The sequence below is a fragment of the Methylobacterium gossipiicola genome, assembly GCF_900113485.1.
Classification (GTDB): Bacteria; Pseudomonadota; Alphaproteobacteria; order Rhizobiales; family Beijerinckiaceae; genus Methylobacterium; species Methylobacterium gossipiicola.
Map to the genome: position 1 here is coordinate 40,973 of NZ_FOPM01000004.1, position 24,433 is coordinate 65,405.

The 24,433-nt window shown below is 70.0% G+C and carries 25 protein-coding genes and 1 tRNA gene; 17 read left to right on the top strand and 9 right to left on the bottom strand.

Going from position 1 to position 24,433, the window contains the following annotated elements:
• Positions 1-361 precede the first annotated feature (361 nt).
• Positions 362-437, bottom strand: a tRNA-Glu gene (locus BM249_RS04540).
• 157 nt (positions 438-594) lie between these two features.
• Between BM249_RS04540 and rlmB the strand changes: the two genes are divergently transcribed.
• Entirely contained in the window at positions 595-1,392 is a 798-nt protein-coding gene (gene rlmB, locus BM249_RS04545) for a 23S rRNA (guanosine(2251)-2'-O)-methyltransferase RlmB (protein ID WP_177232320.1), read from the top strand.
• A 9-nt stretch (positions 1,393-1,401) separates the two neighbouring features.
• On the opposite strand, the gene BM249_RS04550 is transcribed toward rlmB, so the two are convergent.
• Positions 1,402-2,943 (bottom strand): CYTH and CHAD domain-containing protein, encoded by a 1,542-nt coding sequence (locus tag BM249_RS04550; RefSeq protein WP_091969428.1) that lies wholly within the window; start codon positions 2,941-2,943, stop codon positions 1,402-1,404.
• Between the two features lie 244 nt (positions 2,944-3,187).
• Here BM249_RS04550 and BM249_RS04555 point away from each other — a divergent pair, with 244 nt between their 5' ends.
• The 9 genes from BM249_RS04555 (at position 3,188) to BM249_RS04595 (ending at position 9,115) form a co-directional block, all read left to right on the top strand.
• Complete coding sequence (locus BM249_RS04555) at positions 3,188-3,934, top strand: TlyA family RNA methyltransferase (protein WP_091969430.1); 747 nt, start codon at positions 3,188-3,190, stop codon at positions 3,932-3,934.
• Positions 3,931-5,196, top strand: coding sequence for a class I SAM-dependent RNA methyltransferase (locus tag BM249_RS04560; protein ID WP_091969432.1), 1,266 nt, complete (start codon positions 3,931-3,933; stop codon positions 5,194-5,196). Before BM249_RS04555 ends, BM249_RS04560 begins: the two co-directional genes overlap by 4 nt.
• 41 nt (positions 5,197-5,237) lie before the next feature.
• Positions 5,238-5,684, top strand: coding sequence for a hypothetical protein (locus tag BM249_RS04565; protein ID WP_091969434.1), 447 nt, complete (start codon positions 5,238-5,240; stop codon positions 5,682-5,684).
• 132 nt (positions 5,685-5,816) lie between these two features.
• A complete protein-coding gene (locus BM249_RS04570; protein WP_091969436.1) occupies positions 5,817-6,515 on the top strand; it encodes a glutathione S-transferase family protein in 699 nt (232 codons plus the stop codon).
• Between the two features lie 286 nt (positions 6,516-6,801).
• Positions 6,802-7,185, top strand: a complete 384-nt coding sequence (locus tag BM249_RS21130) for a hypothetical protein (protein WP_143103682.1) — start codon at positions 6,802-6,804, stop codon at positions 7,183-7,185.
• Positions 7,182-7,583 (top strand): hypothetical protein, encoded by a 402-nt coding sequence (locus BM249_RS04580; protein ID WP_091969440.1) that lies wholly within the window; start codon positions 7,182-7,184, stop codon positions 7,581-7,583. The genes BM249_RS21130 and BM249_RS04580 overlap by 4 nt, the downstream gene beginning before the upstream one ends.
• 24 nt (positions 7,584-7,607) lie before the next feature.
• Complete coding sequence (locus tag BM249_RS04585) at positions 7,608-7,868, top strand: hypothetical protein (RefSeq protein WP_091969442.1); 261 nt, start codon at positions 7,608-7,610, stop codon at positions 7,866-7,868.
• A gap of 129 nt (positions 7,869-7,997) precedes the next feature.
• Complete coding sequence (locus tag BM249_RS04590) at positions 7,998-8,513, top strand: DUF2934 domain-containing protein (protein ID WP_091969444.1); 516 nt, start codon at positions 7,998-8,000, stop codon at positions 8,511-8,513.
• 392 nt (positions 8,514-8,905) lie between these two features.
• Positions 8,906-9,115, top strand: coding sequence for a hypothetical protein (locus tag BM249_RS04595; RefSeq protein WP_091969446.1), 210 nt, complete (start codon positions 8,906-8,908; stop codon positions 9,113-9,115).
• Between the two features lie 112 nt (positions 9,116-9,227).
• On the opposite strand, the gene BM249_RS04600 is transcribed toward BM249_RS04595, so the two are convergent.
• The 3 genes from BM249_RS04600 to BM249_RS04610 are packed head-to-tail and all read right to left on the bottom strand — an operon-like array spanning position 9,228 to position 10,478.
• A complete protein-coding gene (locus BM249_RS04600; RefSeq protein WP_091969448.1) occupies positions 9,228-9,533 on the bottom strand; it encodes a hypothetical protein in 306 nt (101 codons plus the stop codon).
• The gene (locus BM249_RS04605) at positions 9,530-9,934 is read right to left on the bottom strand and encodes a hypothetical protein (protein WP_177232321.1); all 405 of its coding nucleotides are present in this window, start codon (positions 9,932-9,934) and stop codon (positions 9,530-9,532) included. The genes BM249_RS04600 and BM249_RS04605 overlap by 4 nt, the downstream gene beginning before the upstream one ends.
• A 43-nt stretch (positions 9,935-9,977) precedes the next feature.
• Positions 9,978-10,478 (bottom strand): peptide deformylase, encoded by a 501-nt coding sequence (locus BM249_RS04610; RefSeq protein WP_091969449.1) that lies wholly within the window; start codon positions 10,476-10,478, stop codon positions 9,978-9,980.
• Positions 10,479-10,583: 105 nt separating this feature from the next.
• On the opposite strand from BM249_RS04610, the gene BM249_RS04615 reads away from it, so the two are divergent.
• A complete protein-coding gene (locus BM249_RS04615; RefSeq protein ID WP_091969450.1) occupies positions 10,584-10,772 on the top strand; it encodes a hypothetical protein in 189 nt (62 codons plus the stop codon).
• 94 nt (positions 10,773-10,866) lie between these two features.
• On the opposite strand, the gene BM249_RS04620 is transcribed toward BM249_RS04615, so the two are convergent.
• Both BM249_RS04620 and BM249_RS04625 read right to left on the bottom strand, forming a co-directional pair.
• Positions 10,867-15,246 carry a translocation/assembly module TamB domain-containing protein gene (locus tag BM249_RS04620; RefSeq protein ID WP_091969451.1) on the bottom strand — a complete coding sequence of 1,460 codons (4,380 nt, stop codon included), beginning with the start codon at positions 15,244-15,246 and terminating at the stop codon, positions 10,867-10,869.
• A complete protein-coding gene (locus tag BM249_RS04625; RefSeq protein WP_425284793.1) occupies positions 15,246-17,177 on the bottom strand; it encodes an autotransporter assembly complex protein TamA in 1,932 nt (643 codons plus the stop codon). Before BM249_RS04625 ends, BM249_RS04620 begins: the two co-directional genes overlap by 1 nt.
• Positions 17,178-17,785: 608 nt before the next feature.
• Here BM249_RS04625 and BM249_RS04630 point away from each other — a divergent pair.
• Positions 17,786-17,995, top strand: coding sequence for a cold-shock protein (locus BM249_RS04630; RefSeq protein WP_091969453.1), 210 nt, complete (start codon positions 17,786-17,788; stop codon positions 17,993-17,995).
• Between the two features lie 205 nt (positions 17,996-18,200).
• Positions 18,201-18,575, top strand: a complete 375-nt coding sequence (locus BM249_RS04635; RefSeq protein WP_091969454.1) for a DUF6481 family protein — start codon at positions 18,201-18,203, stop codon at positions 18,573-18,575.
• Between the two features lie 190 nt (positions 18,576-18,765).
• On the opposite strand, the gene BM249_RS04640 is transcribed toward BM249_RS04635, so the two are convergent.
• Positions 18,766-19,008, bottom strand: coding sequence for a hypothetical protein (locus tag BM249_RS04640; RefSeq protein WP_091969455.1), 243 nt, complete (start codon positions 19,006-19,008; stop codon positions 18,766-18,768).
• 172 nt (positions 19,009-19,180) lie between these two features.
• Here BM249_RS04640 and BM249_RS04645 point away from each other — a divergent pair, with 172 nt between their 5' ends.
• Entirely contained in the window at positions 19,181-19,354 is a 174-nt protein-coding gene (locus tag BM249_RS04645) for a metallothionein (protein WP_091969711.1), read from the top strand.
• A gap of 54 nt (positions 19,355-19,408) precedes the next feature.
• Here BM249_RS04645 and BM249_RS04650 read toward each other — a convergent pair whose 3' ends face one another.
• Positions 19,409-21,262 carry a cation:proton antiporter domain-containing protein gene (locus tag BM249_RS04650; protein WP_091969456.1) on the bottom strand — a complete coding sequence of 618 codons (1,854 nt, stop codon included), beginning with the start codon at positions 21,260-21,262 and terminating at the stop codon, positions 19,409-19,411.
• Positions 21,263-21,502: 240 nt separating this feature from the next.
• On the opposite strand from BM249_RS04650, the gene BM249_RS04655 reads away from it, so the two are divergent.
• The 3 genes from BM249_RS04655 (at position 21,503) to BM249_RS04665 (ending at position 24,415) form a co-directional block, all read left to right on the top strand.
• Entirely contained in the window at positions 21,503-22,717 is a 1,215-nt protein-coding gene (locus tag BM249_RS04655) for an ATPase (RefSeq protein WP_091969457.1), read from the top strand.
• Entirely contained in the window at positions 22,714-23,364 is a 651-nt protein-coding gene (locus BM249_RS04660; protein WP_091969458.1) for a hypothetical protein, read from the top strand. Before BM249_RS04655 ends, BM249_RS04660 begins: the two co-directional genes overlap by 4 nt.
• A gap of 199 nt (positions 23,365-23,563) precedes the next feature.
• Positions 23,564-24,415, top strand: coding sequence for an AAA family ATPase (locus tag BM249_RS04665; protein WP_091969460.1), 852 nt, complete (start codon positions 23,564-23,566; stop codon positions 24,413-24,415).
• Positions 24,416-24,433: the final 18 nt, after the last annotated feature.

The window sequence follows — 24,433 nt, forward strand, 5'->3', positions numbered from 1 at the left end:
GACTCACCCCGGGGCTCGGCGCCTGACGATGGGTCGCGACGCGTTCAAGTCTGTTGATGATGGGTCGGCCGGCGGGCTTCTACGGGGAATCCAGGGGCGCCGCGCGATCAGAGCCTCGACAAGCCGAAGCCGCCGGGTCCCGGGCCGCCCCCCACGGTACCATCCGACGACCGCTCAGCCCGATCCGATGCAAGCTCGGCCCAGCCGAGTTGAGCGCGCGCCGCGACGATGGTCCGACCCCGTTGAAGCAACAGTCGGTGGGTCAGCGCGCAGCACGATAGAAATGAGAGGATTCGAAGGCTCTCGAAGCAGGAGCCTCTACACGCAGGCCTTGATGCCAATGCAGATTGTGCTGCCGTAATGGCGCGCCCTACGGGAATCGAACCCGTGTTTTCGCCGTGAAAGGGCGACGTCCTGGACCGCTAGACGAAGGGCGCTGGTCGGAGCGAGGTCTCTATAGGCGGGATCGCCGGCGGGGGCAACGGGCTTTTGGGGAGAAGTTTGCGGCTTGACGAAAGGGCCGGTGGCCGGTTTGTCCCGGAGCACCGGGGCGGGGGTTTCCCGCACCTCCCCAGAGACGGCGGACAGCACCCCATGACCACGCGACGCGACGGCCCGCCGGGCCGGCAGACGAGACGGCCCGGCCCCCAGGGCGACCGCTTCCGGCCCCGGCCGAACGGCCCCGAGGGCGACCGCGTGGTGCTCTACGGCTGGCATCCCGTCGCCCAGGCGCTGGCCAACGACGGCCGCCGCCTGCACCGGCTGCTCGCCACGGAGAACGCCATGCTGCGTTTGACGGAGGAAATCGGCCAGTTGCGCATCGATCCAGAACTCGTGCGGCCGAGCGCCATCAACGCGCTGCTTGGTCCGGACGCCGTGCACCAGGGCCTCTACCTCGAAGCCGATCCGCTGCCCGGCCCGGACTTGGATGACCTGCCCGACGACGCGCTTCTCCTCGCCCTCGATCAGATCACCGATCCGCACAATGTCGGCGCCATCGTTCGCACGGCCGCGGCCTTCGGGGTGGCGGGCATCGTCACCACGGCGCGCCACTCCCCGAGCGCCACGGGCGTGCTCGCGAAATCCGCTTCGGGCGGCCTGGAACACGTCCCCCTCGTCATCGTGCGCAACCTCTCGGAGGCGCTGATCGACCTCGGCGAACGCGGTTTCACCCGCATCGGCCTCGATTCGGAAGCCGACACCGACCTCGATACCATCGGGCCGAAGCGCCCGGCCGTGATCGTGCTGGGGGCCGAGGGCAAGGGCCTGCGCCAGCGCACCCGAGAGAATTGCGACGTGCTGGCGCGGATCCCGTTCAGGGGCGAAATCCGCAGCATCAACGTGTCGAACGCGGCCGCCATCACCCTCTACGCCCTCAGCGTCGGACGCTGAGGGCCGGCCTCACCGCCAGAACGGCTTGAGGTCGACGAGGTCGCCATGGGCTTCCGCCGCCTTGGCCAGCAGGGCCTTGGTCGCGGCCTCGGTGTCGGCGGCCGTGAGGCCGGCGGCGAACAGGGCTTGGGCCGGCACGGCGGACGCATCGTGGGCGAGCCCGGACAGCACCTCGTGCGCCGTCGCCATGTCGTTGAGGGCGCCGAGGTGATCCTGCAGGTCCGACAGGGCCGCGACGAACGCCTTGTGGCGCTTGTGCGGCTTGCCCTCGGCATAGAGGCTGGCGAAGAACTCGGCGCCGTAACGCAGCTTCTTGCCCTCGATGCGCACGCGGTGCCGGGCCTCCGCGTCGATCCGGTCGAGGTGGCGGCCGCGCTTGCGGATGCGGCGGCGGGCCTTGTCGAGGATGTCGGCGGCGAACTCCTCGGCCGGGGCGTCGCGGACCGGGACGTTCCCTTCGCTCCGCCACGCGCCCGTCTCGATCCAGGCGGCGATGTCGAGGACGAGGCTGCGCCAAGCCGGCGATTCCAGGGTGGCGATGACGGCATCGTGGGCCCGGTCGCGCTCGGCCTCGAGCCGGGTTCGCAGATCGCGCAGGCCCGCTTCGTCGGGTCGCTTCTCCATCTCGGCCGGCAGGGTGGTTTCCAGGAAGACGTCGAGGTTGCGCGCCCGCCCGAACGGTTCGGTGACGCGTTTGATCTCATCACGCAGGTTCGCCGTCGCCGGGTCGCCCGCCAGGATCGGCTTGAACAACGTGATGGCCGAGCGCAGGCGCCGCAGGGCGACGCGGATCTGGTGCAGGCCCTCCGGATGGCGGCGATGCAGGAACACGTCCTCGTTCAGGCGCAGGTGATGCAGGCAGGCGCCGGCGATGGCCCGGAACGCCTCGCCCGCCGTCGCCTCGGGCGCGAGGCGGACGGCGCCGGACTTGCTCGCCTTGCGCAGGGTCCCGTCGAGGAGGCTCCAGCCGCGCGCGCTCTTGCTCAGGGCGCCGAGGCGCAAGGGCACGGTCTCGGAGAGTGCTTGAGCGAGGCCGAACAGGTCGCCGGGCTTGCCCTCTCCGAGTTCGAGTTCGAGCTCGCACAGGGGCACGTCGCCCTGCTTCGTCTCGATCCGCCCCTGGTCGAGGGTCGCCGAGATGAGGGACTCGCCGTGGAGCACGAGGCGGGTGGTGCGCTCCACCACGGTGGTGATGACGGGCCGGAGATCGGAATCGGGCAGGTCTGCCAGGAGGGCGGCCACGGGCGCATCGCCGAGGCGCTCAAGGTCCGGCCGGTCCCCGGCGATGTCGGTTTCCCATTCCGCCCGGTCGAACAGGCCGGCGCCGCCGCCGGCGGCCTTCACGGTCTGGATGCGACGGTCGCCCTCGCGGCGCACCCGAAGGGTCAGACCGGCCTTGCGCAGATCGCCCTTGACCGTATCGAAATAGGTCGAGGTCAGAACCGCCGTGTCGGGTGTCCCGTCCGCCCGGAGCAAGGGATGATTCGCGAGGGTGGGGAGGTCGGCGACCTCGCAATCCAGCTTCAACTCGATCTCGCGCGGCGTGGTCATGCTCTGTCCTGTTGTCGCGGCCGGCTTCGGGAGAACGGCCGCTGGGTGCGACCTCAAAGCCGTCCTCCGGCGTCCGTTCCCGAGTGGGGCGATCCCAGCCTCCGAGTCATGACACGGCCAAGCCTATCGACGCGACTCGAAACTGCCGTGTTTTTCGTTCGCGGACGCCGCGTTGTGGTGTAGCGAGGGCGGGCCGTGCCGGCGAGGCGCGTTGCAGGACGGCGAGGAATTTCGAGTTACGGGCATGACGCGGGACCGGATCAGGGCCGATCGCCTTCTGGTCGAGCGCGGCCATTTCGAGAGCCGGGCGCGGGCGCAGGACGCCATCGCGGCCGGCCTCGTGCGTGCCGACGGCCGCGTGGTGGCCCGCGCCTCCGACCTCCTGGGGCCAGAAGCGACCATCGAGGCGCAGGCGCCCCATCCCTTCGTGTCGCGCGGCGGGCTCAAGCTCGTCGCCGCCCTCGACGCCTTCGGATTCGATCCGGCCGGACTCACCTGCCTCGATGTCGGCGCCTCGACGGGCGGCTTCACCGATGCGCTCCTCGGGCGCGGCGCCGCCCGGGTTTATGCCGTCGATGTCGGGCGCGACCAGTTGCACGCCTCCCTGCGCGGCCATCCGCGCGTGACGAGCCTGGAAGGGCTCGATGCCCGCGACCTCGATGCGGCGACCATTCCGGTGGCGCCGATGCTGGTGAGCATCGACGTGAGCTTCATTTCCCTGCGCCTCGTGATCCCGACCGTCGCGGCGCTGATGGGGGAGGGCGCGGCGCTGGCGGCCCTCGTCAAACCGCAATTCGAAGCCGGGCGCGACCGGATCGGGCGCGGCGGCATCGTGCGCGACGCCGCGGTTCACGAGGCGGTCTGCACCGAGATCCGGGATTTCATCGCGCAGGCCGGCTTCAGGATTCTCGACCTCATCCCGTCCCCCGTCACCGGTGGCGACGGCAATCGCGAGTTCCTCCTCGGGGCCCGCCGGAAAGCAGTTCCATGACCGATTCTCCCGCCGACACCGTCACCATCGCCAAGGTCGGCGCCCGTGGCGACGGCATGGCCACGGACGGCACAGCGGTCGCCCTCACCCTGCCGGGCGAGCGCGTCGCCATCCGCCGGGAGGGCGGACGCGGACAGTTGCTCGCCATCGAAGCCGCCTCGCCGGAGCGGATCGACCCGTTCTGCCGGTATTTCGGAACCTGCGGCGGCTGCGCCGTCCAGCACTGGGCGCCCGAGCCCTACGCCGCCTGGAAGCGGGGCCTTGTCGGCCAAGCCCTATCGCAGGCCGGTCTCGACGCCGAGCCCGAGCCGCTCCAGGACGCCCACGGCGCCGGACGGCGCCGCCTGACCCTGCATGTCCGGGCCGGGGAGGAGGGGGCCCGCGCCGGGCTCATGGCAGCGCGCAGCCACGACCTCGTCGCCATTGATCATTGCCCGATCACGGTGCCGATGCTGCATCGGGCGCCGAACGTGGCGACGGCGCTCAGCGCGCCCCTCGGCCACGGCCGCAAGCCCCTCGACGTTGCCTTCACCGCCACGGATGCCGGGCTCGACGTCGATATCAGGGGGCACGGCCCCATCGCGGATGGCGTGCGCGCCGTCCTCGTGCGCCTCGCCGGCGACCTCGACCTCGCGCGCCTGTCGCTCCACGGCGAGACCCTGGTGGAGCGCCGGCAGCCCGTGATCGAGAGCGACGGCATCCGCCTGGCGCCCCCACCGGGCGGCTTCCTGCAGGCGACGCAGGCCGGGGAGGCGGCCCTGACGGCGGCGGTGCTGGCCGCCCTCGACAAGAAGACGAAGCGGGTGGTCGATCTGTTCGCCGGCAGCGGCCCGTTCAGCTTGGCGCTCGCCAAACGTTGCGACGTCCACGCCGTGGAGGGTGAGGCGGCGGCGCTGGCGAGCCTCGACCGGGCCGTGCGGGCCACGCCGTCCCTGCGCCGCGTCACCACGGAGCGGCGCGATCTGTTCCGGCGCCCGCTGCTCGCCCTCGAACTGGACGCCTACGACGCGGCGGTGTTCGATCCGCCCCGGGCCGGAGCGCAGGCGCAGGCGGCCCGCCTCGCCGAGAGCAAGGTGCCCCTGGTGATCGGCGTCGCCTGCGATTCCGGCACCTTCGCGCGCGATGCCGCGACCCTGGTGGCGGGCGGTTACCGGCTGGAGAGCGTCACCCCCGTGGACCAGTTCAAGTATTCGGGCCATGTCGAGGTTGTGGGGGTGTTTCGCCGGACGATCCTGCGCCGACGCCGGGCCTCCCTGGCGTGAGTCCCCTCGACAACCACCGGCCGCCCGCTAACTGAATTCGCATGCGCATTCCGTTGACGATCCTCGGCCTGTCCCTCGCCCTCGCGACGCCCGTGCGGGCGGATCCGTGCGGTGATCTCATCGCGCGAGTGACGGCGGCGACGGGCGCGACCCTTGTCCGCCGCACCGCCGACTTCGCGGAGTTCTCGGCCCAGGACGGTATCGGCCTGACCCTGGCCTGCGGCGATCTTTCGGCCACGGGCGCCCAGTTCAAGGGATCGACCCTGCCGGAGGGCTATTTCGCGCTGTTCGGCAAGGCCGGGCAGGCCGTCAACGGCCTACCCGCCGAGACCATCGCGGAGGCCGGTCGCACGGCGCGGAGGAACGCCGAAACCAAGCGCCACAGCCAGATCGACCTCGGCAAGGCCCTCGTCACCTGCTCGTTGTCGAGCATGAATGGTGCCCCCGTCACCATCTGCGCCGCCATCGACAAGGGCGACCGCACCTGACAATCGCCCGATGCCGCACCGCTTCGCCCGGAGCCCAACAGGCGCACGGGCGTTGTAAGCGGCCCCGCGAGCGGCTCCGGCGCCGCCTCGACCGATCAGGCTCGAAAGCCAGCCCCCATTCCGGACCCAGCGATGACGGCCAAGCCCCGCCTCTTCACCTCGCCCTCCGCCTTCCCGAACCCCCAGCGGGTGCGGCTGTTCCTGCACGAGAAGGGCATCGCCGACGGGTTCGAGGAACACATCTACGACATGGCTCCCGGCGGCGAGCAGCGGCAATGGCGCCACCTCAAGATGAATCCGTGGGGTGAGACCCCGACCCTGCGCCTCACCGACGGCACGATCCTGTCGGAGACCTCCGCCATCGTACGGTATCTCGATCAGGCGCTGCCCGGCCGGCGCATCATGGGCGAAACGCCCATGGAGCAGGGCCTCGACGCCATGTGGGACAACCGTATCTGGGTCCACATCCTCTACCGCATCACCACCATGTTCCACGTCCTGCACCAAGGGCTCGGGCCGAAGCTCGAACTGACGCACAACCCGGCCTGGGGCGAACATTGCCGGAAGGAGGCGCTGTCCCATGCCGGGCTCGTGAACCGGCATCTCGCGGATGGCCGCGACTGGATGCTTGGCGGCGCGGCGCCGACCTTCTCGGACATCACCCTGGCGACGGCGATCGCCTTCTCGAAGTTCCCCGTGAACGCGACCCCCCTGGACGAGCGGTTCGAACACCTCGACGCGTTCTGGCGGCGCTGGCAGCAGCGGCCGGCCTTCCAGGCGGCCTATGCCGATCGCAACAGTGGCGTCGCGGAACTCGACGCGCCACAGTGAACCGGGGCGGCTCCGCCGAACCTGCGGGGTCCCATCCTCACGAGCGCATCGTGAAGACCATGTAGCCGGAATAGGTGACGGCCGCGGCCATCCAGAGCCAGATTGTGGTGTCCATGATCCGGGGTTAGGTACATGCTGCAGCGCGGTCGATTGGGCGGAAAGCCGCTGCGGCGTGGCGCTCTCCGCTCGACCCCGTTCGAAATCGGACGTTTCGCTCGCGTCCTCAAGGTGTTGTTAACCCTGTGGCGGCGATCGTCGCGCCGCAACGCAGCCGACCGGGGAGCCGATGCGCCGTTCGATCCTCGCCTGCCTCGTGGCGTTCGCCTGCGGCCCGACGGTCGCGGTTCCGCCCTCCGAAGCGCAAGAATCGTTGGCGCAGTCGCCGCTGCTGCTGCGAATCCGGCCGTTCGGCGAAACGCCGACCGACCTCGGCGCCGGATCGGGACCGAGGTCGGACGACGAGGCCCGTGAGGCCAGGGCGCGCAGCGAAGCGGTCTGGGCGCGGGCCGAGCGCCGCTCCCGCATCGCCATCGCGTCGGTCTGCACCGGCTGCCTTTCCCCGGTCCGCCCCGTCGCGGACCGACAGGCCGACAGTCCCGGTGGGGCGGCCCCGCCCGCCCCACCGTCGCCCATCCCACCCTCGCCCATCGCACAGACAGGTACTCCATGACGCAGTCCCACCCGACCAGCGGTCCCGTCGCCGATCCGGCCTGCCCGGTCTCCCTCGATCTCCTCGGCGAGGTCTACCGTGCGGAGGCGGAAGACCTGCCGGAGCTTCTGGCGACCATCGCCGAGCCGACCCGCTCGAAGCTCGCGGTCTATCTCTACGGCAAGAGCCACATGCACCAGCTCGGCCTCACGGTGGCCCGGGCCTGCGAGCGCGAGGACCTCGTGCGCGTGGCGGGCGAGATCGGGTCGGTGGTCTACGGTCAGTCGCGGATGAAGCCCGCCCGCGCCCCCGTGCAGACGGAAGCGGCGGCGCCCGCCCGCAAGATCAGCCTCGCGGGCGGACCGCCCAAGAAGATCAGCCTCGGCGGCTCCGCCGCCAAGGGCCGGTCGTTCGACTGATCCGGCGGCACGCGGAGAGACGGCATGTTCGGTTCGTGGTGGAAGCTCGGCGTCGACGCGACCCTGCTGGCGATGGAATCCCAGCAGGTCATCGGCCTACGACTGGCCAAGCTCGCCGCGGGCGGGCAGGCCGCCGAGACCGAGGCGCACCGGATGGTGAGCGAGAAGATCGCCGCCGCGCACGAGGCCGCCCTGCTCATGGCGATGGGCGGCTCCACCGCCAAGGTCGTGGCCGGCTATCGCCGCAAGGTGAGGGCCAACGCGCGTCGGCTGGCCAAGGGGTAGCCGGCGCTTCGCACCGAATGTGATGGTGGGCGCACGGTCGGACGGGCGGGGTTCGCCGCGCCGGGGAGGATTAACCATCCCTTAACCATGCGCTTCCATCGTCGACCTCGATCTTTCGAGGAGACCGCGATGCATCCATTCGAGCAACAGGTGCGTGAACGTGCCTACTACATCTGGGAAGGCGAGGGCCGTGTGTTCGGCCACGCCACCGAACACTGGCTCCGTGCCGAGACCGAGCTGCGAGCCGGCCAGCGGCTCGACCTCCAGCCCGTGGCGGAGACCGCCCTGGCTCCGAGCCCCTCCCGCGCCCTGAAGACGAAGACCGGGCGCAGTGCCGCCAAGGCCGTGGCCGCCACGGTGGATGCCGCCAAGGATGCAGCCGCGTCGCCGAAGGCTCCGGCCGCCAAGGCGCCCCGGTCTGCCGCGAAGTCGACCCGGGCGACGACGACCGAGGCCCCCGCCGCGAAGGTCGCGGCGGGCAAGACCGCGACGGCCAAGACTACGACAGCCAAATCATCCAAGACCGCGACCGCAAAGATTGCGACGACCGAGACCAAGGCCGCTACTCCGAAGCGCTCCGCCGCCAAGCCGGCCGCATCCCGTCCGACGGCCATGGGGATCGAGGCCGGTATCGTCATGCACTGACGGCAACCCACACCCGCGCCTCCCCGAAGCCCGTCATCCCCCCGGATGGCGGGTTTCGCCGTTTCCGGGTGGCCCCCGGAACCTTCGCCGGAGATCGGCGTTGGATCGCCGCGAAGAATGCGAACCACCGCCTTCCGACCCGATTTCAAGAGCGTGAGGATCAGGAATTTCGACGGCGATCAGGCGAGAACCCACGGATCGAATTTGGACCGCGTCCGGCGGCATCGGCCCCGGCCCGGGATATCCACCGAATTGATGCAGCCCCGTCCTCGGATGGGCGAAATCCCACGCCGGCTATGGATAGGCGGCAAAAAGGGGGTGGCGCCTCCCGGGAACATGGCGTAGCGAGCCGCGCGGGATAAGCCTGATCACAGCGACGGATTCGCAAACCCATGCTTCAGTCGGCCCTTTCGAGCGATACCAACACGTTTCCCTGTGAGCAGGCGACGCTTCAGGATCAAATCGACGCGGCCGTTCGGGACCGCTCCACGCCCATCAGTCGCCTGTTGCGCCTGATGTCTGCCCTCGACGCCGACACCACCGCCAACCAGAACCTGCGCCACCAGCTGCGCGCCCGTATCGGCGCTCCCCTGAACGCCTGATCGCCGGCCGCGCGTCTTTTCGCCGAATCAAATTTCGGTTCGGCGAACATTGATGCGTTTCGACGAGGAGAAGAAGCCGCGTGCCGCCCTTCCTGGGCGCGTGGCTTCGTCGTCAGGGCAGGACCCAGGCGCAGTGTCCCTCGTCCCGTATGGTGAGGCATTCGAACGGGGCACCGCCCACCATCGCCCGATGTTCGGCCAACCCGACACGGTCGCGCGGCACCAGCCGACAGGCCGGATGCCGGGGCAACCGCGCCGCCGCGCTGGCGTAATCGGACGCACCGTCGCCCATGAGCAGGCGAAGACCGACCAGGGTCTCGCACACCACCACGGCTTGCCCGCCCGGTTCCGCGACGGCCGTGCCACCTCCGCCGAGGAGCAGGCCGACGCTGGCGACGAGGCGGGCGGTACGGTTCATCGGGAAACCTTGTCTGAGGCGGATTTGTCCTTAGTGCCCTTGGCCGCCTCCGCCTGCCCCCGGCGCGGCGCACGCGGCGTCACCGCCCCCGCCACGGTCCATTGGCACACGCTGGTGGAACGCACGGCGACGCAGTCATAGGCGCTGCCGTTGAGGGCGGCATGATCCACCAGGGCCGTCACCGCATCCTTGCCGAGCACGGCGCAGCCGAGGTGCTCCGCTTTGCTGTCGGACAAGCGGGCCGCCGCCTTCGCCGGATCGGCCTTGCTCTCCCGCAGGAGGATGCGAAGGTTCGCTAGGGACGGGCAGCCGATCACGGCTGGCGTAGCGGGCGCCGCGTGGGCCGGCAGGGCGGCGCCCCCGAGGAGAGTGGCCAGGACCATCGGAAGAACGAACCGCATTCCGCTTTCGTATCACGGGCGGAATCGCTGCGGAACCTGTGCCTCAGCCGCCGCGCTTCAGCTTGTCGTAGCGCCTCACCGCCCGTTCCCGCCGCAGGCGGGACAGCCGGTCGATCCAGAAGATGCCGTCGAGTTGATCGACCTCGTGCTGAAGGCACGCGGCACGGAACCCCGCCGCGCTCTCCTCCCGCACGACGCCGTCGAGGTCTTGGAAGCGCAGGCGCACCTGGGTGGCGCGCTCGACCCGATCGGTGACGCCCGGCATCGAGACGCTGCCCTCCATCTGCGGCGCCCGCTCGGCCGATGCCCAGACGATTTCGGGATTCACGTAGATGGTGGCGGGCTCGTCGGGCTCGAGGCGAACCACCATGACCCGCTTCAGACTGCCGAGATGCGGCAGGGTGAGCCCGAGGGCCGAGACCGCCTTCAGGGCCTCGAACAACGCATCGGCCTCCTGTCGCAGGGCCGCGTCGAAGCCCTCGACGGGCGCGGCCGGCAGGCGCAGGCGCGGATCGGGGAAGAACAGGAGGGATCGGGCGGACACGGGCTGTCTCCGGTGGCAGCGGGTTCTGATGGGGTCTGGCGCGAGCCTTGCGATGCGTCAGGTCAGCCGCCGTCGGGCGGCTTCCTTCAACCCATGGGAGACCGAATGGCGCGGAACAGACACGATGCAAAGTCCCTGGTCGCAACCGATGCCCAGCGTGGCCTCAACGAACGTGCCGAACTCATCCTGGTCGGACTGACGAGTCTCCTCGGGTTGCTCTGGGCCATCGTGCTGGTGACACGCTTCCATGCCCCCTTGAGCGGCGTCGGGCAGTCCCTCTGGCTCCTGCGCTGATCGCGTGACATCCGATCGGTCCCCGACGCCGCTCGGGGACCGACGATCCGGCGCTTGCTGATCCAGTGGCCGCGTCAATCAGGCGGAGGCCGGATCAGTATTCCCACTCGGCGCCGACGCCGACGGCGGTGCGGCCGTCGCTGCCGGCCTCGCCCTGGATCTTGATTCGGCGGGTGACGTCGTAATCGATGGTCGCCGCCGTATCGGCGGGCTTCGCGCCGGCCTTCACTCCGACGCTGAGCTTGTCGCTGAGGTAGCGCGAGGCGCCGACCGCCGGTCCGCCGCTGGCCCCCGTGGAAATGTCGAGGCTGTCGAGGCCGAGGCCCTTGCGGGCCTCCTCGAACACATCGACACCGCCGCCGCCCCCGGAGAACTGAGCCACCGCCTGGGCGAGTTGCAGCGCCTGGAACGGCGACAAACCGCCGGACGCCTTCTTGAAGAGGAGACGTGACAGGACCTCGTCCTGCGGCAGGGACGGGTCCGATGTGATGGTGAAGGCCGGCTGGCCCGCCGGGCCGGTGACGGCGATGCGGGCCGTGATCTCGGCGGCCTTGGTCTCGGCGAGGAAATCGAAGTCGGGCTGGGTGATCTCGCCGCCGAAGGTGAGACGGCCCCGGGTGAAGTCGAGGCGCTGCCCGACGACGCTGAGGCGGCCACGGCGCAACTCGAAATCTCCCGTCGCCACGGGATCCCGCGACGAGCCGGTGAGGCGCAAGGCGCCCCCGAGCTCGGCATCGATGCCGCGTCCCCGCACGAAGATGCGGTTCGGGGCGTTCACGGCGACATCCAAAATGGCGTCGAAGGGGGCGGCGGCCTTGCCCGAGCCTTTCCCCCGCCGACGTCCGACCGCCGCGACGGCGGCCTTGCGGTTCGCGCGGGCGGCGAGGCGGACGTGCAGTTCCGGCGGGGTATTGACGTGGCGCACGCCCTCCAGGGGCTTCACGCTGGCGGGCAGGCGATCCGGCACCGAAACGTCGACGGAGATGAGATCGACGCGGCCCGTGACCTTCGGGGTGCGGGCGAGGGGGCCGCTCAAGGCGAGGTTGAGGCTCGCCACCGCCGTCATGAGGGGGCTCGACACCAGTTCGGCCCGCTCGGCCGTGAGCTTCAGGCTTCCGGGAAACCCGGAAGCCGGCTGCAGGGCGACGCGTCCATCGGCCCGAACGGTGCCGCCGTTGCGGGTCGCCGCCGTCAAGCGCTCGACCACCAGGGTGTCGCCGCGCCCGGTGACGCGGCCCTCGATGTTCGTCAGGCGGATGCCCTGGAGCGGATCGGTGAACGACCCGCCCGTGAGGGTGGCGGCGCCCTCGGCGCGGGGGGCCGCGAGGGTGCCGGAGACTCCGGCGTCGAGGGCGATGCGCCCGGTGACGCGCTGGCCGCCGACACTGAGCAGGGAATTCGCCAACGCCGCTTCGAGGGTGCCGCGCAACTTGAGGGCGATGTTACCTCCGGCCGCCACCGGCACCGATCCCGAAACGGTCATCTCGGCGCCGCGCCCGGCCGAGACTCGGCCGTCGATCCCAGCACGACCGTCCGACAGGGTGCCGCTCGCCTTGGCGTCGATGGGCGGCAGACCGGCTTTGCGGGTCTCCGGCGTGACCAGGCGGGCAAGGGTGAGGGCGTAATGCCCCTCCGGCCGCGCCGAGGTTCCACGCAGATCGGCCTCCCCATCGAGGGTGCCCGAGAGGGCGAGACCGGGCGAGGCGATGCGGGCCAAGGCCAGGGGCACGGCCTTGAGTCCGAGTTTCAGGTCGAGGCGATCCCCGGCGCGGCCCGACAGGCTGACCCTCCCGGACCCGGCGGCAACCACGAGGTTGTCGATGACGGCGCCGCCCTCCGCCAGGGTGATGGTGGCGGGGCCGGCGAGCGCGAGGCGGTCGCCGCCTCGCGCGGCGGAGAAGCGGGCGAGTTCGATCCGGGTCCGCTCGGCCGGGACGAGGCGGGCGGCACCGTCGAGGTCGAAACCCCGGGCCTTGGCGGTCAAGGTGATGTCGCTGGCGCTCGGCGTGCCGACGGCGACGAGGCGGACAGTATCGAGGGTTTCGCCGGACGCCACGAGGCGGTCGGCGTTGACGCGCCCGTCGATCACCGGATGGGCCAGGAGGTCGCGTCCGGTGAGATCGGCGTCGAGGCGGGCGAGGCCGATACTGCCCGCCCGCAGGGACGCGCCCTTGGCGCGAACCACGGCATCCTGGCGCCCGCCCGCCCGCGAAAGGGTCACGGCGGCATCGAGATTGCCGCCGAGCGGCGTCAGGGCCAGGGGTGTGAGGTCGTCGAGATTCGCCGCCGAGACGGCGAGGTTCCCCTCCGTAAGGAACGAGGCGACATCCGTCCGGGCATTGCCCGCGATGGTCGCGGAGCCGAGGGCGAAGGCGAGGCGGTCGAGGACCCAGTCCCGCGCCTGCCGGGCGAGGTGAGCATCGGCGCGCAGGGTCTTGCCGGCGACGTCGCCGGTGAGGCGCACCGTACCGTCGAGGGCGCCGGCGAGATCGCGAAGGGCCGTTTCCAGACGGAGGTCGCGGATGGGGCGCCCCTGCGCCCGCAGGTTGTCGGCCGTCACCGTGGCGGTGAGGTCGGGCTTCTCCAGGGTCCCAGTCAGGCGCCCGTCGAGGAGGGCGCGGCCCGACAGGGCCGCGTCCACCACGGACAGATTCTTCAGATCAACCAGCAGCTTGGCGTCAGCGAGGCGGGCCGTCGCCTGCCCGTCGAGGCGGGCGACCATCTCGGCCCCCTCCAGCCGGGCGCCCTCGAAACTGTAGCCATCATAGACCTGGACGAGGCGCCCGGTGAAATGCGGGCTGCGGCCGAGCAGCCCGTCGAGGGCCGGCACCGACAGGGCGAGGTTCTCGGCCTTGGCCTCGACATCGGCGGTAACGGCCTTACGGGCCGGATCGCCGCCGAGCTTCGCCTGCGCGCGGAGGCTGCCGGCCAGGGGCCGGCCGGCGACGTCCGAGAAGGCGGCAAGATCGGAGAGCGCCGCCGCGACGGTTCCCGTCAGGGTATTCTGGCCGACACTGCCCGCATAGGTCGCCCGCGCCGTCGGCCCGTCGATCTCGAACCGGGCGATGTCGAGGATTCCCGTGGGCTGCACCGTCCCCCGGAGGGTGAGGGCGGCCCGCGATCCGATGGCGCGGCGCAGGGCCGGATCGGCGAGGGCGATGCCCTCGACCTTGGCGTCGGCATCGAGGGAGAAGCGGGCCGCTTGGCGGTCGGGGCCGGTGGGAAGCATGGCGAGGGTCGCTTCCACCCGGTCGAAGCTGTTCCCCGCGGAGCGCAACCCGGCGGCCTTCAGCACGCCGTTCACGGCCGGGTGGGCGATGGGTCCCTTGAGGCTGCCGTCGAACACGAGGCTGTCGAGTTCGGAATCCTGCGCCTTGGTGGTGCCCCCCTCCGTCGGAACGGCGCGGGCCGCGATGGTGAAATCGGCGATCCGGTCGGCCGTCAGGGTCCCGCGCGCCTCCAGGCGCGCCGTGCGCGAGGTGAGGTCGAGGCGGTCGATGCCGAAGGCGCCCGTGTCGGAAAAGCGCAGGCCACCTTCGAGCTTCGTCGTGCCGGCGAACACCGCCGCCGCCGGGCCGGGCAACAGCGCCTCGATGCGCGACGCGAGGTCGAGGGCGAGGCGACGGTCGGTGCCGATGCGCGAGATGCGGGCCGAGCCCTTGGCGCCGAGTTCGGGGCCGGCATCGAAATCGAGGCGGGCATTCCAGGCATCGAGGGTGCCGCGCCCGTCGAGGTCGAGGTTGATGGCCGGCGTTCCGGGAAGATTCGCGGCCTTCGACAGTAGGCCGCCCGCGGGCTCCACCAGGGTGGTTTTGAGGTCCAGGGTCTCGCCCTTCGGGACGAACAGGAGCCGGGCGGCGAAATCACCGGCCGCGTCGAGGCGTCGGACCTTAAGGTCGAGGTCAAGCCCCTCGGACGGCGCCCCGAGCTTCGCCTTGCCGTCCGCCGTCAAGCGCGCGGGCTGCCCGGCCAGGAGCTCGCCGAGGACGAGTTCGGCGAGCTTGAACGCCTTCACCTCGACCTTCACCGGCAGGTCGGGCAGCAGGGAGCCGTCCGGCTCCGCCTTGGCGGAGACGGGGGCGGGCAGGGGACGGCGCAGGACTTCGAGGCGCCCGATATCCAGACTGTCGATCTCCAGGCGGCCCGAGAACAGGGCGAGGCGGCGCCAGACGAGACGTGCCTTGTCGAGCTTCAGCCAGACGCCGTTGGCATCGCTGATCGCCACGTCGCGGATCGTTGCGTCGGACGACAAGGCGCCGTCCACGGCCCCAATGGCGACCTGCGAGCCGGGCGTGGACAGGGCCTTCGACAGCAGGCCGCCGAGCACGGACTTTTCGGCTTCGTCGGCGTGGGTGGGGATCGCGGGACCCACGAGGGCGAGGGCGACCGCCAGGGCAACGGCGGCGCGGGCTTTTCCCCGTCCCGGAGCGTGGGAAGAGGTCAGTGCGCGTCCGAACTTCGCGAAAAACTCCATCAGAACGACTGCCCCAGGCTGATGTAGAGGGCCACGGGGCGCTCGCGGTTGCCCTTGATACGGTCCAACGGGAAGGCGACGTCGACACGGATCGGGCCGATGCCGGTATAGTAGCGCAGACCCAGACCCGCCGCGTAGCGGATGCGTTCCTTGAAGTCGGGCAGGCTCGATGCGAAGGCGGTGCCGGCGTCGAAGAACGGCACAACCCCGATGGTGTCCGTGACCTTGATGCGCGCCTCGAACGAGGCTTCCAGCAGGCTGCGCCCGCCGACGGGCAGGTTGAACGGTCCGCGCGGACCGAGCGTCCGGTAGGGGAACCCGCGCACGGAACCGCCGCCGCCGGCGAAGAACCGGATATTGGCGGGAATCTCGTCGAGATTCGCCCCCGAGATCGAGCCGAAACCGAGGCGGCCGGCGAGGATATAGCGGGCCTCGTCGTCGAGGGCGTAGTAGGTCGAGCCCTGCGCCTTGGCGACGAAGATCGACGGATCCGAGCCGAGGAAGCCCGCATAGGGCGTCGCCGAGGCGATGACGCGGAAGCCCTTGGTCGGGTCGAGGAGGTTGTCGGTGGAATCGTAAGACACCGAAACGGGCAGACCGATGAGCCGATAATCGATCTTGCCAAGGGCGTCCTGCGAGCGACCGGCCTGCCCGTCGACGCCGATCTGGGCGAAGAAGGTGTCGGAGAAGCGGTGGCGCAGACCGATGGTGCCGCCGGCCACGTCGCTGACATAGGATTGCTGGGCCTCGCGCCCGGCGAACAGGTTGGCCACGAGGTCGTTGCGGGTGCCCCAAAGGGCGGGCTTCACGAAGGTGGCCGAGAGGCGGCCGCCGAGCCCGCTGGAATCGATGCCAGCAAGCTTGCGCTGCGTCGCGTAGAGATCGTTGCCGAGGTAGTAGATGTCCGCGTCGAGCCGCAGGGTCTCGCCGCCGCCGAACAGGTTGCGGTTGGCGTAGTAGGCCCGGATGCCCGGGCCGTCGACGGTGGAGTAGCGGGCGGCGACGCCGATGAGGTTGCGGTCGCGCTCGGTGACGTCGACGAAGATCGGCAGGTTGCCGACAGGATCGAGGGCTTCGCCCTCGCGAACGCGGATGGACCCGAGGGCCTCGACCTTGGCCACGGAGCGGCGGATGTCGGCGATGGCCTGGGGCGAATACGGGTCGCCTGGCTCGGTGTAGATGAACGAGCGCACCACCGCCGGGTCGAGGCCCTCGGTGCCCCGCACCGTCACCTCGCCGAGGCCCGCGATGGGTCCGGGCTCGATGGTGTAGCCCACCGTCATGGTGTGGGCGGTGTCGTCCACCACGGGGTCGCGCGCCACCGCCTTGGCGAAGGGATGGCCCAGCGCCCGGAAGCGATCGACGATCCTGGCCTCCCGCGCCAGCACCGTGGCCGAGCGTGCCGGTACGTCATCGTCCACGCGGGTGAAGCGCGGGGGCAGCACCTCCTCGGAGAACGGACGCCCGGCCGCATCGCGGGCCGTGACCATGCGCAGGGTATAGAGGGGGCCAGGCTCGACGGTGATCCGCACCGGCACGAGGGCGCGGGCGCGCGACGCCTCCGCCGCGCCCGCAGCGGCGACCACGCTGGATTCGCCACCGAGGGTCACGCCGTCGACGCGAATCCGCACGATGCCCTGATAGTAGCCGTAGCCCGACAGCACATCGGCGAGGCGGCGCTGATCGGCCTCGGCACGGCGGACCAGACCCTCGCCGTCCGGCGGCGCATCCTGGCGCAGGCGATACAGGGTCGAGGTGTCTTGAAGCGCGCGCAGGACGTCGTCGTCGTCGATGCCCTGGAACTTCACCGTGTAGGGCAGGGCACCGGCACTCGGAGTCGGAGGCGCCTCCTCCGAACCGAACAGGCCGAAGAGATCGAAGGCCCTGGCGGGACCAGCCACGAGGGAACCACCGACGAAGCCGACACTCAGGGACAGGGCGGCGGGCGCGAGCACCCGTGCCACACGCTTTGCGGAGACACCGAACCTCACGAATGCGTCGTCCGTCGCGCCACATCGAGACGGCCGCACCGTCGCGCCTGCCTCGGCCCCATCGGGCTCCATCCGTTCGCCGTCATCCCGCCCCCGCTTCGATGCCGGTTCGCTGTCGCAACGCCCTACCGTCCTCGTCCGGTCGGACCGTCGAAGACGCCCCGCATCCGCCGGGGTTCCGGAAGGATCGCCCGAGGCCATCTATTCCGGCGCAGCGTAGCCGCCGGGCCACGGAGCGGCAACCATCGGGACGCCGCGCCCCCTCCCGGGCCGACGCGATGCACCACTTCTGCGCGATATCCACTGGGCAAAGCCCGAAGAACCGACGCCGAAACGAGCGGCGGCACGGGAACCCGGCGGCCGCCGGGGCCTTGTCTGAGAGTTTTCGGTTTGCCGCCGCGATTCCCGTCACGGCCGCGTCGGTTCGGTTGCGCGTCTCCTCGTCCGCCAGGGCCTCCGAGGGGACGCGACTTCGAGCAGTATCGGCCGGCGTCGGCGCGAATCGCCGGGCCGGCGGACCGACGTCAGCACCCACGAAAGGATCCACCATGAGCACGGGCACCGTGAAATGGTTCAACGAAACCAAGGGTTACGGATTCATTCAGCCGGATGACGGCAGCAAGGACGTGTTCGTGCACATCTCCGCCGTGGAGCGGGCGGGTCTGCGCAACTTGGTCGAGGGCCAGAAGGTCTCGTACGAAATCGAGAGCGACCGTCGCACGGGCAAACAATCGGCCGGCAACCTGCAAGCCGCCTGAACACAGCCCTCCGGCAGCCTCCTTGAGGCTTCGATTCAACATAGCCTCAGGAAGCCGTTGATCTCCGGATCACGTCTGTTGCGTCCGGTTGCGCGTTGGGGCATTGGCACCCGCATCGACAACTTGATTCGACCGGTTCGGTTCACCCTATGGCCACGCGCCTCGCGAGGCGGTTACGGCCACGATACCCCACGAGAAAGGTCAGATGAGCGCCTTCGACTACCGGAATTTCGACGACCGCCGCAAGAACTCCGCCAGTGCCAAGCAGATGCTGCTGGAAAAATTCAAGGCCCGTCCGCCGGCGGACGATCCGGTGATGATCGCCAAGGCCGAGGCGCGCGCCGCCGTGGCCCGCGCCCGCGAGGAGCGGGCCCGCGAGCGCGAAGCCGCCCGGATCGCCGCCGAGCTGAAGGCCGCCGAAGAGAAGCGCGCCCGCGAAGAGGCTGAACTCGCCGCCCAGATCGCCCGCGAAGAGGCCGAAGCCCTCGCGGCCGCCGAGCGCAAGGCCGCCGAAATGGCCCAGAAGAAAGCCGCGCGCGATGCGCGCTACGCTGCCCGCAAGGCCAAGGCGCGGCGCTGAGCGCCACATCCGGATGAGACATGAAGGGGGCGGGCGGATGCGCCGGCCCCTTTTTTCATGTCCGGGACCGAGTGCCCGGTATCCGAGCGTCGCCGGTTGATCGCCTCGGATCAGCGAGATGCGGGCCCCTTTCCTCTTGGGAGAGGAACCCGCATCGGTAGAACTTCGGACCGACTCCCCGGAAACGGAATCAGGCGTCGGACTCGTTCTCTGTCTCGTTGGCCTCGGCCTCGTCCCGGCCCTCATGGGCCTCGCCCTTCGGCTCGGTCTCGGCCTGCGGACCGGACTTGAACGAGCGACGGGGCGCATTCGACCGCTTCGCCTGCGCCGGCTTCTCGATGGCGCCGAGCCGCTCGGAGAGCTGCTTGGCGCGCTCGTTGAAGTCGTTGGTGCTGCGCGATTGGGATGCACCGCTCTTGAACGCGTTCGCCACTCGGGCCTCTCGGAGTTGCCCAGGGCACGGGGTCGTGCGGGGTTGGTTGTTCCCTAGCACGCTTCGTCCCCATGGTGGGGACTATCTTCATTCCCGCGTGGGATGCAGAACGAGCGGACGGACGTGCACCGAGTCGGCGCGTTCGGTTCTCCCCTGTCGAAGGATGATTTTCATGGCCGATGCAACCACCGAAATGGTTCCCTGCGCTTGCACCGATTGCGTCTGCAAGGTGAAGGCCGGCACCGGCATCGAGCGGGACGGCAAGACCTTCTGCTGCGAGGCCTGCGCCGACGGCCACGCCTCGCATGACGGCTGCGGCCATTCGGGCTGCGCCTGTCACGGCTGACCGCGCGTCACCCCGGAGCGGCTCGACCGCTCCGGGATCCGCCACCGCGGACACCTACGCGCTCTTGATCGCCGGCTTGGGCTCGTCCTTGGCCGGCCCGGCTTCCCCGCCCTTGGCGGCCAAGCCCTTGCCCACGGTGCGGCGCGCCCGGAAGGCGGGAGAACGGGTCTCCGTCTCCTTGCGCTTGAGCATGGCACGGTACTCGTCGCGGCGTTCGTGGATCGACGCGATCACGAGGCCCATGGGGACCCCGACATCGACCAGAACCGCCTCCGACAGTTGCAGCGAGGCCTCGATGGTCTCCGGAACGGCGTCGTCGACGCCCATCTCGTAGAGGGCGGTGGCATGGCGCGCGTCGCGGGCGCGGGCCACGATGGTGATATCCGCCCGTTCCGCCCGCGCGGCCTCGACCACGGCCTCGACGGCGCGCGGGTTGTCGAGGGTGACGACGAGGGCGCGCGCATGGGCGATGTCGCAGCGGCGCAAGAGATCCGCGCTGGCCGAGTCGCCGAAATAGACGGGGTTGCCGAGGCGGCGTTGCTCGGAGACCCGCGCAGCGTCGGCATCGAGGGCGAGGTACGGGATCTTGTGCCGGGTTAGCATCTCGCCGACGAGGCGCCCCACCCGGCCGTAGCCGGCGATGATCACCCGGTTCTGCTGCTTGTCCGGCACCGGCTCGGCCCGGGCGCGGCCGAGCTGCCCCCGTGCCATTCGCTTGCCGAGGCGGCGGGCCAGGACGGCGAGGGGTGGAATTGCGATCATCGTCACCGTGGTGACGATGAGGGCGGCCTGACCGACCTCCTCCGGAACGAGGTTGCCCGCGAGCGCCCCGCCGATGAGCACGAAGGCGAACTCGCCACCAGGCCCCAGCAGCAAGGCCGCCTCGAGGCCGACGGCGCGCGACAGCTTCAGGAACCGGGCCGCCGCCACGATGACCGCGCCCTTGATGAGGATGAGCCCGAGGGCGAGGCCGAGGATGGCGCCGGGGGCCGACATGAGCTGGGCCGGATCGAGGTTCATGCCCACCGAGACGAAGAACACGCCCAGCAGCAGGCCCTTGAATGGATCGATGGTGGCCTCGATGGCCCGGCGATACTCCGTCTCGGCGAGCAGGAGACCGGCCACGAAGGCGCCCAGCGTCATGGACAGGCCGGCGGCGGCGGCGGTCAACGCGGTGCCGATGATGACGAGGAGGCAGGCGGCCATGAACAGTTCCGGCGAGCGGGTGCGCGCCACGAGCTGGAACAGGGGCCGCAGGGCGAGGCGTCCCGCCACGACGATGACCACGATGGCGACGATGGCCTGACCGAGGGCGAACGCGAGGGCGCTGCCCACATCGGCCCCATCGCTGCGCCCCAGCACCGCGATGGCGAACAGGACGGGGGCGACGGCGAGATCCTGGAACAGCAGCACGGCGAAGCTCGCCCGTCCGGCCGGGGTGTTGAGGCGCTTCTGCTCGGCCAGCACCGGCAGCACCACCGCCGTGGAGGACAGGGCGAGGGCGAGGCCGACGATGACCGAGGCCGCGAGCGGCACCGCCAGGGCGTACAGAATCCCACCGATCACCAGCGCGGAGGCCACCACCTGGATCGAGCCGAGGCCGAAGACGAGGCGGCGCAGGGTGCGCAGTCGCTCCCAGGACAGCTCGACGCCGATCATGAACATGAGGAAGATCACGCCGAATTCGGCCAGATGGGAGATCTCGGCGCGGTTGCCGATGGTGACGGCGGAGAGCCACGGATGGGCTTCGGCGAGGCGGCCGAGGCCGAACGGCCCGAGGAGGGCGCCGGCACCGATGAACCCGAGCACCGGTGAGATGCGCAGGCGATGGAACAGCGGCACCACCACGCCCGCGGTGACGAGGAACAGGATCGCTTCCTTGTAGGAGCCGGCGTGCATATCCGTCATGGAGGGGCGGGACGTCCTTCTCGCTCGGCGCCGAAGATGGCCCGTCGGGGCGATCATGCGGGGGGAGGGCCCGGCGGCGCAATCGGATTGTCTCTCGGAAACGTGAATTCACGCCCCAGGGGCGTGGCCGCGAAGACGCACCCCGCCCCGCGGCGCAAAAACGGCACAATGGCCGCTTAGGCAGGAGCTTAACGCAATGTTAAGCTCCTCCTTCGTCGCGTTTCGAGACACGAGTGCCCCATGCGAAAGACGCCGCCCAGCCGGGATGTCCAGCGCGAGCGCCGCGAATGGCAGCGGGAATCCGACCGTTGGACGCGGGAGCGCGACGTCGAGCGGGGCTACCGCATAAGATGGGGCTATGTCGGCATCGCCTATCTGGTGGAGTTCATGGTCATCGGCGCGTCCCTCTGGGGCGCGTGGCTGTTCGCCGGGGTCTACAGCGACGGTGATTCGAAGGCGTTCTACTTCATGCTCCTGGCGCCCCTCGTCTACGCGGCGGTGGAGCTGTGCCGGGTGCCGCTGGGCATCCTGGCGCGGACGCAGCGCTCCTACTTCATCCGGGCCCTGGCCATCGTCGGCATCATCTTCGCCGCCGGGGTCACGACGAAATCCGTTTCGCAGCTCGGCGAGATGATGTTCCACCCCCGCCTCATGGATGCGGCGAAGGCCAAGACCGCCCTCAAGGATGCGCAGGCCGACCGCAACACCATCGACGGCCGGATCGCGGCGGCCGATGCCCGGGTGGCCCAATACACGACGGAATTGGACCAGATCGAGAAGCGCGCCGCCGAGAACGCGAGCCAGCTTGCCGCCCTCCCGGCTCAGCGCTGCGAGCGGGTTTCCGGCACCAACAGCCGGGGCCAGCGCTACTCGAACCTCAAATGCGTGACCGACCCGCGCACCGCGACCCTCAACGCCAGCGTCGCCAAGGCCGGCAGCGACCGGGCCGGCGTGACGAAGGCCCTGGAGGAGGCGCGTCATGCGCGCAGCGAACTCGACCGGGGGGCCGCCGACCGCAAGGTGGCGGATGCCGAACAGGTTTACCGCAACTCCGTCAACCGCTCGCAGCTGCACTCCTTCACCGCCATGGTGTATGGCGTCGATCCCATCGAGGTGACGGAAGCGCAGGTCCATGCCTTCCTGCGCATCTTCGTGTTCGTGCCGGCGCTCTGCGCCGCCTTCGCCTCCACCATCCTGGCGCTTTGCGCCGTCTCCGTACGCAAGACCTTCATGGACGAGGACGATCTCGGCGCCACCGTCGATCCGGCGGCGACGCCTTACATGCTCGATTCGATCACCGAAGCCCTGCGCCAGGAAATGGGCTACGGACAGGCCAAGCCCACGCGCGAAGCGCCCGAGCAGCCCCAGCGTGAGGCCTCCGTCGCCGGCGGCGCGGTGATTCCCCTCGACCGGCGTCCGGCCGTGCTGCCCGCGAGCGCGGGAGCCGGCGCATGAGCATCCACACCCCGGGGACGCCCGAGAACGTCGTCCTGGCGCAGAACGTCAACGGGCGCCTGCGCGCGGAGACGAAGATCATCGCCGCCCGCGCCTTCCTGTTCCGGGCCATCGGCTTCGGGGCATTCTGCGCGCTGGCCGGCATCGGTCTCGGGGCCGCCGCCTACGGCTACGCCACCATGAACCAGTTCGACACGGCGGCGGAAAAGATCGCCGCCGCCATGCAGACGGCCCTCTCCGACGTCACCCTGAAGACCAAGGGCGAAGTCACCCTCACGGACAACGTGCTGAAGCTCGAAGGCGCCCCGGCGAAATCCGGCGGCGCGCCGACGCCCACCAAGGCGCAGCTCGGCAACGATGCGGCGCCGGCCTCGAAGGCCATCGTGAACACCACCTTCACGGTGTTCAAGCAGGTGCCCTACATGGACGGCCAGATCGTCACCGGCTGGAACTTCAAGGCCAACGAGGACCAGCCGTTCCAGCAATATTGCTACTTCTCCCGCCGCACCAACGAGGCCAAGGGCCAGGTCGAGATCAAGATCGACCTCGCCATGGACGGCAAGACCCTGCCGCAGCCGCAGAAATCCGATGTGAACCTCTCCATCCTGGCGTCGAACTGCGTCTGGCACGACGGGAAGACACTGTGAGGGAAGCGGCCTCGAAGCACGGGATGCCGTGAGGCTCGGACAAATATTGTCCGCGGGCGACCCGCGCAGTACACCCCGACCGAGCCCGAACCCCTTGCAGGCGCCCGCTTCGGACTCGAGAACCGGTCGGAGGACGGGCGCCCTTCGGATCCCCTTCGAGGTTCGCCCGACCCGCAACGTCGTCCACGGATTCCCTTCCATGCGCTTCACCGGCACGGCCGACTACGTCGCGACCTCCGATCTCACCACCGCCGTCAACGCGGCCATCCTCCTCGAACGGCCCTTGCTGGTGAAGGGCGAGCCCGGCACGGGCAAGACGGTGCTGGCGGAGGAGATCGCCAAGGGACTCGGGGCGCCGCTCCTCACCTGGCACGTCAAATCCACCACCAAGGCGCAGCAGGGACTCTACGAGTACGATGCCGTTTCGCGCCTGCGCGACAGCCAGCTCGGCGATCCGCGCGTCTCCGACATCGGCAACTATATCCGTCGAGGCAAGCTGTGGGAGGCGTTCACGGCGCCCGAGCGCCCCGTGCTGCTCATCGACGAGATCGACAAAGCCGATATCGAGTTCCCCAACGATCTCCTGACCGAACTCGACCGAATGGAGTTCCACGTCTACGAGACCGGCGAGACGATCCGGGCCGCGCGCCGCCCCATCGTCATCATCACGTCGAACAACGAGAAGGAATTGCCCGACGCGTTCCTGCGCCGGTGCTTCTTCCACTACATCCAGTTCCCCGACGCCGAGACCCTGCGGGCCATCGTCGAGGTGCATTATCCCGGCATCAAGCACCGCCTCGTCGAGGAGGCCCTGCGGGTCTTCCTCGAAACCCGCGCCGTGCCGGGCCTGAAGAAGAAACCCTCCACCTCCGAACTGCTCGACTGGCTCAAGCTCCTGGTGTCGGAGGATATCAGCCCCGAGACCCTGCGCGAACGCGACGGCCGCAAGCTGATCCCGCCGCTGCATGGAGCGCTCCTGAAGAACGAGCAGGACGTGAGCCTGTTCGAGAAGCTCGCCTTCATGATGCGGCGGGAGGGGCGCGGCGGCTGAAGCCACCCTTGGCGAAGC